We start from the raw sequence: 11733 nt of genomic DNA, 5'->3' as shown, positions 1-11733 counted from the left end.
GCCTGATCGTCGACGGGAATGCTGATCCACTGTGCCTTCATGATGACTCCTCGGTGATAGTTGTCTGTTCATTCGTATTCATAGTCGTCTGCGGTGTCGTCCACCGATGGAGCATCGACCGCAGCGGCGCCGGGTCGATGCGATGGAACTTGTATCTGCCTTCTCTGCGTGAGCGGACAAGCCCAGCAGCTTCCAGCACCGCGAGGTGTTGGGACACCGCCTGTCGGGACATGTTCAGCTCATGTTTGTTGCTCAGCCGAGAGCAGATTTCGAACAGGGTCTGATCGTCACGGTCGACCAGCTCATCGAGAATAGTCCGCCGAGTCAAGTCTGAAAGTGCCTTGAAGATATCAGCCACATCATCATAATAGGCAAGCAGGTACTTGCCTGTCAATGGCCCGACGTGCCGCGGCTTATAGCCCCGCTCGAAGGGTCGGGTTTTCCCTGCCCAGGAGGTGGGAGGACTTCATGGTCGCGCAAGGTCGATTGCGAAAAGATGGAGCCATGACAAACACACAGCTTCCCGCGATCATCACATCGACGAACATCAGCAAGCACTACAACCAGACCTATGCGCTCGCCGGAGTCGACCTCACCATCGGCCTCGGCGAATCGTTGGCCATCATGGGCCCCTCGGGTTCCGGAAAGACCACGCTCCTGCACTGCCTGGCCGGTATCATCCGCCCTGATGAGGGCAATATCCGCCTCCTGCCCACCGACCGCAGCGCCGCAGCAGAGATCACCTCGCTGAAGGAGAAGGGCCGCACCGCACTGCGCCGTGAGGTCTTCGGCTTCGTCTTCCAGCAGGGGCTGCTCCTGCCCGAGCTCTCCGCGTTGGACAACGTGGCCCTCGCCGCAATGCTGGCGGGCATGAAGCGCCCCGATGCGACCGAACACGCCCGTGCATGGCTTCAGCGTCTGGGACTGGCCGAGCACCTGAGCAAGCGCATCGGTCAGCTCTCCGGCGGTCAGGCCCAGCGTGTGGCCATCGCCCGCGCCCAGGTCACCCAGCCCGTGGTCACCTTCGCCGACGAACCCACAGGTGCCCTGGACTCCACCACCTCCACCGAGGTGCTCTCCGAACTCCTCGCTTCCACCACCGGCCGCGGATCGACCCTGGTCGTGGTCACCCATGACGAGACCGTGGCCGCCCGCTGCTCCCGCATCGTCCGTCTCGCCGACGGCCGGATCGTCTCCGACTCCGCTGCCCAGGCCCAGCAGGCGCCGACGCAGTACGTCCAGAACAATCAGTACGTCCAGAACAACCGGTGATGCCGACCATGAATATCCTTCCCGTCGTACTGACCAAGCAATCGTTCGCCTCAACCACCTCGAAGCTCGTGGCCATCGCGTTCTTCGCCTGCTCGACCCTCTTCCTCACCGTCGCCGGCGGAGCCTGGGCGTTCAACGACCGTCCCGAGGTCTCCGGATACGCCGAGGTGGGCGACCTCTATCGCATGCTCGCCACCCTGGCCACGGTCTTCCTCATCGTTCCCGCGATCAGCTTGGGAGTCGCCTCGGCGAAGTTGAGCGCCCGGCGCCAGGACGAACGTCTGTCCACCCTCTCCCTGCTGGGCGCGAAGCCCGGCACCGTCCGACTCCTCGCGGTCGCCGAGCCCTTCATCCCCGCAGCAGTCGGCATCATTGCGGGGATCGCCGGCTACTTCCTGCTGGCCTACCCGCTCAGCTTCCTCGTCTTCACCGGTGAGCCGCTGGGGTACTCCGCACTCCTGATGCCCTGGTGGCTGCTCGCCGCAGTCGTCGTGGTGCTGCTCTTCGTCTGCCTGTTCGCAGCGCTGCTCGGCCTGCGTAAGATCACGGTCTCGCCGCTGGGCGTGCGCACCAGGTCACTGGCACGGAAATTCCCAGTGGCTCGGGTCATCGCCGTCGTCGTGCTCGTGGCAGGCATGATCGGTGCCCTCGTCTTCTCCCTCGACCGGAACCAGCCGACGATGGTCTTCGTCGTCGCAAGCATCATCACGATCGGCATTGCGCTTCTGCTCATCAACGTCATCGGGGTCCTCGTCATGCGCATCCATGGCTGGTTCAGTCACCGGATCGCCCGCGGGCCGACGGCAATGATCGCGGCGTCGATGATCGCCGATGCTCCCGCTCAGTACTGGCGGCGCGTGGCCGGTCTTGCGATGATCACCTTCATCGCGGTCGTCGGCGGGGCCGGCGCGGCGATGATGCGGGCGAATCAGGGAGATCTCACCGCCGCGGACAAGGCCATCATGGGCCCGTACCAGTACATGGCCGACGACATCTTCACCGGACTCATCCTCACTCTGGCCATCGCATTCGTCTTCATCGTGATCTCCGCGACGATCAACCAGGCCGCAGACATCCTCGACCGGGCATCGACCTATCGGGAACTGCACTCGGCGGGGATGACGCGCACAATGATGCACCGGGTTACCGTCAATGCTGTCATGTCACCCATCGTCCTCGTCACCCTCGTGTCCCTGCTGCTGGGTGGAATGCTGGCCGCTCTCATGGCCTCGGCGAGTGACCTCGGCGATCCTCTGACCATCGCCGTCGTCGCATCGGTGCTCGTCGGCGGCGTGGCGATGGTGTGGCTGGGACTGCAGTTCACCCGCCCGCTCGTGCGACGGGTCACCGCTGTGACCGCCGCGGCGTAGGGAGGAGATCGACATGTCCACAGCAACTCGCGTCGTTCCCCTCGTCCTGGGACGCACGACGTTGACCTCGCCGAGTTCGATCCTGGTGATGAGCGCGTTCTTCGCCTGCACCTCCCTGTTCCTCACCGTCGCCGCCGGGGCCTGGATGTTCTTCCAGACCCCGGCCGGCCCGGACCCGGACACGGCGGGCATGGACTTCATGTACAAATTCCTCGCGAGCTTCGCGACCATCCTGCTCGTGATTCCCGCGAGCACCCTGGCGTCTGCCTCGGCGACCCTGTCGGCCCGTCGACAGGACGAGCGCCTGTCCACGATGTCGCTGCTCGGGGCGAGCCGCTCGTCCACCGTCACCCTCGCGGTGGTCGAGCCGCTGGTGCCCGCAATCTGCGGAATCGTCCTCGGTGTCCTCGGCTACCTGGGCCTGGCGTGGCCGGTGAGCCTCATCCACTTCATGGGCCATCCCATCGGATACGAGAACATGCTCATGCCCGCCTGGCTCGTCGCCGCGGTGGTCGTGTTCCTCATCTTCGTATGCATCGCCGCGGCGCTGATGGGCCTGCGCAAGGTCGCGATCTCACCGCTGGGTGTGCGCACCAAGGCCCTCGAGCGGAAGTTCCCCGTGATTCAGGTCGTTCTGGCGGCCATCGCGATTGTGCTCCTGCCGGTGGCCGTGACGCTGACGCAGAGCGGAGGGCTCGGACTGGGCATCCTCCTCACCGCCGTCATCGCGATGTTCGTTCTCGGGCTGCTTGTCGTCGACCTCGTCGGCGGGCTGCTGATCAGGTGGTTCGCCCACCTGAGCGGCAACCGGGCGCGGACACCGGAACGCCTCATCGCCGCCCGTCTGGTCTCCGACGAACCCAAACGGTTCTGGCGCCGAGTCTCCGGTCTGGCCATGACCGCATTCGTCGCGGCCGTGGGCGGTTCGGGCATCTCCCTCATGCAGATCGGCCTCGACGCGGGTGACGAATCTGGTGCCCAGATGACGGACGCAGACCGGTTCCTCCTCCAGGACATCTTCACCGGAGTCATGCTGGTGATGGCGATCTCAATTCTCCTCATCGCAGTATCGGCCCTGATCAACCAGGTCGCAGACATCTACGACCGCGCCGACACCTTCCAAGACCTCTATGCCGCGGGAATGGATCCGGAGACCATGCACCGGGCGATGGTGAGAGCGGTTCTGGGCCCGGCCATCTGGGTGTCGCTGCTGGCCGGCGGACTCGGTCTCGTCCTCGTGCTGCCACTGGCCGGGGCTGCCCTGGTGCTCAAACCGATCACCTTCCTCACGATTCTCGCGTCAGTGCTCATCGGTATTCTCATCATCAGATCGGGACTGCAGCTGGCGAAGCCGATCCTCGTATCCGTGGCGACGGCCGGTCGTTCACGGGAGTGAGGGCGGCTTTCTGAGCATGCCGGAGTGAGCTTGTGCTCACACCCGGATATCCCCGCCGAGGTGGGTCTGCGGGTTCTCGATCCAGGTACAGTTGGAGGGCGCTGACAGCGGGTGTCCACCGACGAGGTTCGAGGAAGAGGAAGACGATTGAGCAACAATCAGGGGTATGACGGGCTGAGAACCCCACCGCAGGACGTCGAGGCGGAGCAGAGCGTCCTCGGTGCGATGCTCCTGTCCAAGGATGCGATCGCCGACTGCGTCGAGTCCATGGCCGGCGATGACTTCTACAAGCCAGCTCACGAGACCATCTACGAGGCTGTGCTCGACCTGTATTCGCGCGGTGAACCCGCGGACTCCGTGACCGTGGCGAACTACCTGACGAAGACCGGCGACCTGTCCCGTGTCGGCGGTGCGGCGTACCTGCACACGCTCATCTCCTCCGTCCCGACGGCTGCGAACGCCGGCTACTACGCAGCGATCGTGCGCGAACAGGCAGTGCTGCGGCGCCTCGTCGAGGCCGGTACCCGCATTGTGCAGATGGGCTATGACGCCGAGGGCGACACCGATGAGGTCGTCAATTCCGCTCAGGCGGAGATCTACCAGGTCACCGAGCGCCACACCACTGAGGATTATCTGATCCTCGCCGACATCCTCGGCGATGTCGCTCAGGAGATCGAACGCAATGGCGACACCGACGGTATGACTGCCGGTGTGCCGTCCGGGTTCACCGAATTCGACCAGCTCACCAACGGTTTCCACCCGGGCACGATGATCGTCATCGCGGCTCGTCCGGGTGTCGGCAAGTCCACTCTGGCGCTGGACTTCATGCGCTCGGCGGCAATCCACAACGGCCAGGCCGCAGTGTTCTTCTCCTTGGAGATGGGCAAGAACGAACTCGTCATGCGTCTGCTGTCCGCGGAGTCGGAGATCCCCTTGCAGAACCTCCGCCGAGGTGAGCTCTCCCCTCACGACTGGACGACTCTGGCCGCGACGGAATCGCGCATCAACGATGCCCCGCTGTTCGTCGACGATTCTCCGAACATGGCGTTGACCGAGATCCGTGCGAAGTGCCGTCGCCTCAAGCAGCAGCACGACCTCAAGATGGTCTGCGTCGACTACCTGCAACTGATGAGCTCCGGCAAACGAGTCGAATCACGTCAGCAGGAGGTCTCCGAGTTCTCGCGTTCGCTCAAGCTGCTGGCCAAGGAACTCGAGATCCCTGTCATTGCTCTTTCGCAGCTCAACCGTGGCAGCGAGCAGAGGACGGACAAGCGGCCGATGATCTCGGATCTGCGTGAGTCCGGTTCGATCGAGCAGGACGCCGATATGGTGCTGCTCATCCATCGTGACGACATGTACGACAAGGAACACGAACGTGCCGGCGAGGCCGACATCATCGTCGCCAAGCACCGTGCCGGTCCGACCGCTGACATCTCCGTGGCCTTCCAGGGCGCGAAGTCCCGGTTCGTCAACATGCCGCAGTAGGTATGCGGCGCTGCTGCACGTTGAGATTTCGTCTGCTTTGTCCGTAGTTCTCGATACATTGTTCTCTCCGTTGGAACAGCCCGGACGCGTCAGGCTGCCCTGGAGTTTCCTCCCGTGGAAAGACGTTTCACATGACACTGAACTTCCGACGCGCTGAAACTGAGGACACAGTTGAGGCGCAAAGGGCCTACCGGCAGATCATCGATCACCTGGCCGCGACAGTCGACTTCCCCCATTGGCACACGGAAAACCACCCGACCCCGGAGGAGGTCGCCGGCTGGATCCTCGCCGGCGACCTCTTCTTGGCGCTGACCGCTGAGGGCACCATCGCCGGGGTCGTCGTGCTCAACCACGACACCGTGGAGGCATACAAAAATGCCGACTGGGCGATCGCAGCAACCCCAGAAGAGGTGCTGGTCGTCCACGCTCTCGGCGTCGCGCCCGATCACCTTGGCCAGGGCGTCGCCCGCTTCCTCGTGGACGCCACGATCGAGGTCGCCCAGAAGCAGGGATGCCGCACGGTCCGCCTGGACACCTACGTCGAGAACATGCCTGCCCGGAAGCTGTACTCCCGTTACGGCTTCACCGACCTCGGGTGCCATACGGTCCACTACGAGGACACTGACCTCAACGAGTTCCACCTGTTCGAGTACGTCCTCTGACCACACGGATTACCAGATGTCGTCGCCGCGATATCCTGCGCCTCGGCGATGCCGTTGTACTGGGCAGGCTTAGCATCGCTGGACAGAGGACGCAGCGCCTCGATGAGTCGCATCGTGCCCAAGTAGTTGATCGTCGGTGTCGAACTTCTCGGTGTCGGATCAGTCTTTGCGAGAGTTTTTTGAGTCTGAGGCACGAAGTGCTCGTCGCGATCGGTCTGTGGCGCCAACTGCGTAGGCGGGAGTAATATCTGCCGCATCAGGGGCTGCCGACTTATGAGAGGCATGACGCTATGCGGAAACTGACCTTTGCCATGAACGTGAGTTTGGACGGCTACGTGGCCGCGCCCGGTGACGATCTCGGCTGGAGCGTGCCGAGTGACGAGGTGTTCCAATGGTGGTCCGACCGAGTGGGCGCGACGAGTCTCGCGCTGTACGGACGACGACTATGGGAGACGATGAGCCCATTCTGGCCGACCGCCGACCAGCATCCCGACGTCACACCCGAACAGATCGAGTACGCGCAGCGTTGGGTGGAGATGCCGAAGGTGGTCTTCTCGTCGACGATCAGCGAACTCAAGGGGAACGCCCGACTGGTCTCCGGCGATGCTGCCACAGAGATCTCCCGGCTCAAGGCGGAGGACGGCGGAGGCATACCGTTCTTCACCGCATTGGATGAGTGGGCGGATCTGACGTTGGTGGAGACCCGGTCGTTTGCCGGGGGAGTGCTCCTGACCAGGTACGAGACCAGGCGCTGAGTGCCCGGTTTCGCAACGGAGCACGGTAGGCTCACCTCGTATGCTGATCAGACGAGAACGTTCAGGCGACATCGAAGCGATCCGAGGCGTCACGGCTGCCGCTTTTCGCGGTGCTGAACACAGTGCTCCACCGGTGGAGCCGGGCGGAGATCCCGGAGAAGCCACCCTGATCTCATGGCTGCGGGCCGATCCCGCATGGATTCCCGAATTCTCTCTTGTCGCCGTCGATGGCGATGAGACCATCGGACATGTCGTGGCGACACGGGCGCACGTAGGTTCGTTTCCGGCTCTCGGCATCGGACCGGTCAGCGTCCGTCCTGGTCAACAGGGGACCGGCGTCGGCTCGGCGCTGATGCACGCGGTGCTTGGTGCTGCTGACGCCAGAGGTGAGACCGTCGTCGGTCTGCTCGGCGACCCTGCCTATTACTCGCGCTTCGGATTCGTCCCGGCCGCAACGACCGCAGTGACTTCCCCTGACCCCGCCTGGGGTGACTACTTCCAGATTCGCACGCTCTCGGACTACGAGCATCAAGCTGGAACATTTCGGTACGCAGGCCCATTCGACCGATTCTGACCGACCGCGGAGTGCGCATTCGCGCACAGGCGTCACCGTTCGTAGCCCTCGAATCGCAGCAACCGTGCCTAAAATTGCAGATATGGACATGAAACCGAACGACCTTCTGGTTCTGCTCACGGTGTCCCGATCGGCCAAATTCACGAGCGCGGCACAGACCCTGGGCTTGAACCACACCACCATCTCGCGCCGGATCGCGGCATTGGAGAAGGCCCTCGGTGGACGGGTCCTTTCACGCGCGTCCGGCGGATGGGAACTCACCGAACTCGGTGAAGAGGCCGTGCGGGTCGCCGAGCAGGTGGAGATTGCGGTGAGCAGCCTCGGCGAATCAGGGCGTGGTCCCGACCCGATCACGGGTGTGGTGCGCATGACGGCCACCGACGGATTCAGCGCCTATGTGGCGGCTCCGGCCGTGGCCGCACTGCGGCGTCAGCACCCCGGGCTCAGCGTCGAGATCGTGACCGTGACGCGGCAGGCCCTGCAGCAGAGATCGGGCCTCGACATCGAAGTGGTCGTCGGCGAACCCCAAGTCCATCGCGCCGAAGCGTTCAAGCTCGGTGGCTATGAACTGGGTATGTACGCATCACGGGACTACCTGGCCGAGAACGGAACCCCCGCCACCGAGGATGAGCTGACCGAGCATCGATTGGTGTACTTCGTGGACTCCATGCTCCAGGTCGATGACCTCGACGCCCCACGTCGACTGGTCCCCACAATGAAGGACGGACTGTCGTCGACCAACGTCTTCGTCCATGTCGAAGCCACCCGTGCCAGCGCAGGCATCGGCTTCCTACCCTGCTTCATGGCCGACCTGCACGATGACCTGGTCAGGCTCTTTCCCGAGACCCTCTCCGAGCGGCTGCCGTACTGGATGGTGCTGCGGCCCGACTCGATGCGCCGACCGGCCGTGGCCGCTGTTGTTCAGGCCCTGCGGGATCAGACCGTCGCCCACGGTGACGCGCTGATGGGACGAGGCGCCCGCTCAGGAGACGCACGCTGAAGTCCGGCCTCCAGCCACGTCCAGCCCCAACCTCTCAATCAATTGGAGTCGACGTCGACCTCAACCGCTGCGGCGCCGCGCAGACTCGCCACCTTCTCGGCCTCGGCTTCCACCGACTTCTTCGCGTGAGCCGACAGCGGGTCGAATGCCGTGACAGACATGCTCAGGTTCTTCCCCTTTTTGCGCGCTCGCCATATGCCGAGGATCCGGCCGTCGACAAGAACGGTCCCGGGCTCACCGACGGTCTTGAATACATCGCGGTGGAACTGCTTGTCGATGATGGTCCCCCGGTCGCGTCCCTGAATATAGGGATCGCGCGGCGGGAGCAGTCGCACGCCATTGGGTGTGGGCGGTGACTGCAGCGCATCGAGGTCCTCGGACAGGACCCAGGTTCGCCGACCGAAGTCGACCTCGGTCATCTCGCCGTCGAGCAGGTCCCACCACGCCTCACCTTCGCGTGAACGCACGCCGAGCCACGAGGCGAAGTCCCCGCGCGTGGACGGCCCATAGACATGCAGGTAGCGCCGGAGAAGCTCGGCTCGGGCGTCCTCTGGAGCCATCTCCGGCACTTCAGCGTCCAGCCACTCATCGAGCAGTACGAACGGTGCCTTGTTCCCGTCCCGTGGGGCGAAACAGATGACATTCTGCAAGGTGAGGATGCGCAGGCAGAAATGGACGACACCTTCTCCCAGAGGCTGGCCCTTGGCATACGGTCCCTCACGCTCCCAGCCGGCGCGTTTGTTCTTCGGCAGGTCGTGAGCGATCTGCTCAGCGATCTCTGTTCCCAGGTCATTGACGGTCAGCCTGCGACCGGAGAGCACGGTTCCGATCGTGTCCCGGGCCCGGTCGACAACCTCGGCGAGGGACATCCCCAGTTCGTCGAGCGAGGCCTCGACACCGAGGACGAAGTGGCGCCGTCCATCGTCGGTGGGCGGGAGAGCACCGGTGGTGAAAATGGGAAGATCGCTTGTCGGAAAGTAAAAGGGTGCACCGCGCATGCACCAGCTCTGCAACAGGCTCTTGTCATCGGAGATCGCAGCGTTGACCGCTTCCGAAGTGACACCTTGAACCCGGGCGTTGAGGGCGAGCAGAGCCGATCCGGGCGGGCTGTTCTGCACCCCGCAGACTCCGGTGGCAGCGACCAGGGACTGCTCATTCAGGCGCCGATTCAGGTTCTGCGCCTCAAGGCGGAACGCAATGACCTCGTCCCGTGTGACCTTCACGCTCATAGATCCAGGCTAACGCGGCAGGTGCGTGGGCACGTCGACGGAACTTCTCGATTCAGAGGTCCATCGCGTAGACGAGGTGAACCGGCGAGGAATGTGTGAGCGTGCGATCAGGGTTCATGCCGATTTTCTCAGCCACCCGCTGGGAGGGCCGATTGTCCCGGTGGATGATCGAGACCAACCGGGACGCCAGGGCATGGGAACTGGCGAAATCACGGCAGGCAAGGGCCGCCTCGGTGGCATAGCCGAACCCCTGCGCAGACTGCGCGACGTGGAAACCGACTTCCAGGGCGGGTGTCTCATCGACCTTCTGCCAGGTCAGGCCGCAGTCTCCGATGAATTCGCCCTCGGGGGTTTCGATGATTCAGAGCCCATGCTCGTACGCGGCATAGTTGCGCTGGTTCCAGATGATCCACCCGGCCGCTTCCGCACGGTCCTTGGGGTGCGGGTAGTACTCCATGACCCGGGGATCGCCGAGGAGGCCCGCCATTTCGTCGAGATCATCTGTTGACATCTCACGGAATCTCAGGCGAGGCGTCGCGTTCGGGGGCATGGACTTCAGGATACTCCGGATCTGCGCCACTAGGATGGACGGGAGCGAGGAAGGGAATCAGATGAAGCGCACAATGCAGGTCAGCGACGCCATGATCATCGACGTCGACGCACTCACCCTCTGGGAACAGGTGGCCGATCCGACGCAGATGCCGCGGTGGAGTCCGGAGAACACGGGAGCAGACACCTCGGCGCAGGCACGGCCGCTGCAGGTGGGCGAGGTCTTCGAAGGCAGCAACCGTCGAGGTCGGGCTGGCTGGGTCACCGAATGCGTCGTCACCGCCTCGGAACCGGGTGAACGGTTCGCCTTCCACGTGCGCAAGATCGGTGCCGGCTCACCGAAGCTTCGTGCCGGCATCGCCACCTGGGTCTATGAGTTCGAGAACGTCGACGGGCGCACCCGAGTCACCGAGACCTGGAACGATGACCGCACAGCCTGGCCCGACTGGTTCGCGGCGATCGTCGACCGCGTGCTCACCCGCGGCAGAGCCTTCGCAGACTTCCAACGGCTCAACATCCACAGAACGTTGACGGCGATGAAGGACGAATTCTCACGCAAGGAGAACGCAGAGGCGGACTGAAGAACACCATCCCGAAGTCGAAGAACGCGATCAAGGTCCTGCTCAAACCGTGAACGTGCTTCCGGGCGAGAATGCAGGAAAGCGAGAAACGCGAAAGGATGGCCAGTATGGAACTCAAGGATCTGGTCAAAGCACTCAACAACGGTGAAACCATCGTCGGCGACTCACCCCTTCACGAGGTCATGCACCGCACCAGCCAAGAGGCGCTGCGGATCACCGCGGAACTCAACGGTTCATATCACGAGCCCGATGAGGTTCGGCAGCTGTTGGCCGCACTGATCGGGAAACCAGTGGACAAGACCGTCACCATGTTCCCGCCGTTCCACACCGACTTCGGGAAGAACACGACGTTCGGTCGACGAGTCTTCATCAATTCCGGATGCAGTTTCCAGGACCAGGGCGGCATCAGGATCGGAGACGACAGCCTCATCGGCCACAACACAGTTCTGGCGACCCTCAATCACGACATCAACCCGGAGCGCCGCGCCGACATGCGTCCTGGCCACATCATCATCGGCCGCAATGTGTGGATCGGTTCGAACGTGACCATCCTGCCCGGCGTGTCCATCGGCGATGACTCGGTAGTTGCCGCGGGATCGGTCGTGACCAAGGACGTGCGTGGAGGAACCGTCGTAGCCGGAACACCTGCACGCATGGTGCGCTCGGTCAACGACTGATCCGCCTGCACCCCTGCTGCAGCCTCCCAGAGGCGGACTCGGCATGGCTGAGATGTGTTCAGCGCTGAGTCCCATGTCCGTGAGCTCGGATTCAATGCGAGCCGAAGTCTTGTGCTCCTCCAGTCCCAGTTCGTCATCACTTCTCCTTGTCGCCGCGTGTGGGTCACAGAGCGGCCCGTTCTC

General features: G+C 63.5%; 12 protein-coding genes and 1 pseudogene. 10 read left to right on the top strand and 3 right to left on the bottom strand.

The genetic code is table 11. The annotated features are described in order from the left end of the window. Positions 1 to 37: 37 nt before the first annotated feature. The gene (locus tag L0G76_RS10310) at positions 38 to 358 is read right to left on the bottom strand and encodes an ArsR/SmtB family transcription factor (RefSeq protein ID WP_304357156.1); all 321 of its coding nucleotides are present in this window, start codon (positions 356 to 358) and stop codon (positions 38 to 40) included. Positions 359 to 504: 146 nt separating this feature from the next. Here L0G76_RS10310 and L0G76_RS10305 point away from each other — a divergent pair, with 146 nt between their 5' ends. The 8 genes from L0G76_RS10305 (at position 505) to L0G76_RS10270 (ending at position 8514) form a co-directional block, all read left to right on the top strand. Beyond that, positions 505 to 1272, top strand: a complete 768-nt coding sequence (locus tag L0G76_RS10305; protein WP_304357155.1) for an ABC transporter ATP-binding protein — start codon at positions 505 to 507, stop codon at positions 1270 to 1272. A gap of 8 nt (positions 1273 to 1280) precedes the next feature. Then, a complete protein-coding gene (locus L0G76_RS10300; RefSeq protein ID WP_304357154.1) occupies positions 1281 to 2642 on the top strand; it encodes an FtsX-like permease family protein in 1362 nt (453 codons plus the stop codon). Between the two features lie 13 nt (positions 2643 to 2655). Beyond that, complete coding sequence (locus tag L0G76_RS10295; protein WP_304357153.1) at positions 2656 to 4038, top strand: FtsX-like permease family protein; 1383 nt, start codon at positions 2656 to 2658, stop codon at positions 4036 to 4038. Between the two features lie 147 nt (positions 4039 to 4185). After that, positions 4186 to 5523, top strand: a complete 1338-nt coding sequence (gene dnaB / locus L0G76_RS10290) for a replicative DNA helicase (protein WP_304357152.1) — start codon at positions 4186 to 4188, stop codon at positions 5521 to 5523. A gap of 131 nt (positions 5524 to 5654) precedes the next feature. Beyond that, a complete protein-coding gene (locus tag L0G76_RS10285; protein WP_304357151.1) occupies positions 5655 to 6185 on the top strand; it encodes a GNAT family N-acetyltransferase in 531 nt (176 codons plus the stop codon). 290 nt (positions 6186 to 6475) lie between these two features. Beyond that, complete coding sequence (locus tag L0G76_RS10280) at positions 6476 to 6940, top strand: dihydrofolate reductase family protein (protein ID WP_304357150.1); 465 nt, start codon at positions 6476 to 6478, stop codon at positions 6938 to 6940. Between the two features lie 40 nt (positions 6941 to 6980). Next, positions 6981 to 7514 carry a GNAT family N-acetyltransferase gene (locus L0G76_RS10275; RefSeq protein WP_304357149.1) on the top strand — a complete coding sequence of 178 codons (534 nt, stop codon included), beginning with the start codon at positions 6981 to 6983 and terminating at the stop codon, positions 7512 to 7514. Between the two features lie 82 nt (positions 7515 to 7596). After that, positions 7597 to 8514, top strand: a complete 918-nt coding sequence (locus tag L0G76_RS10270; RefSeq protein ID WP_304357148.1) for a LysR family transcriptional regulator — start codon at positions 7597 to 7599, stop codon at positions 8512 to 8514. A gap of 38 nt (positions 8515 to 8552) precedes the next feature. On the opposite strand, the gene L0G76_RS10265 is transcribed toward L0G76_RS10270, so the two are convergent. Together L0G76_RS10265 and L0G76_RS10260 are read right to left on the bottom strand one after the other, a co-directional pair. Further along, on the bottom strand, positions 8553 to 9743 hold the full coding sequence (locus L0G76_RS10265) for a winged helix DNA-binding domain-containing protein (RefSeq protein WP_304357147.1): 1191 nt from the start codon (positions 9741 to 9743) through the stop codon (positions 8553 to 8555). 52 nt (positions 9744 to 9795) lie between these two features. Next, positions 9796 to 10293: pseudogene (locus L0G76_RS10260) on the bottom strand (GNAT family N-acetyltransferase). A gap of 61 nt (positions 10294 to 10354) precedes the next feature. On the opposite strand from L0G76_RS10260, the gene L0G76_RS10255 reads away from it, so the two are divergent. Then, a complete protein-coding gene (locus L0G76_RS10255) occupies positions 10355 to 10873 on the top strand; it encodes an SRPBCC family protein (RefSeq protein ID WP_304357146.1) in 519 nt (172 codons plus the stop codon). A 107-nt stretch (positions 10874 to 10980) separates the two neighbouring features. After that, on the top strand, positions 10981 to 11550 hold the full coding sequence (locus tag L0G76_RS10250; protein ID WP_304357145.1) for a DapH/DapD/GlmU-related protein: 570 nt from the start codon (positions 10981 to 10983) through the stop codon (positions 11548 to 11550). Positions 11551 to 11733: the final 183 nt, after the last annotated feature.

The sequence above is a fragment of the Brevibacterium picturae genome (assembly GCF_030453725.1).
GTDB classification, from domain to species: domain Bacteria; phylum Actinomycetota; class Actinomycetes; order Actinomycetales; family Brevibacteriaceae; genus Brevibacterium; species Brevibacterium sandarakinum_A.
This window is presented reverse-complemented; position numbering and strand designations above follow the sequence as displayed.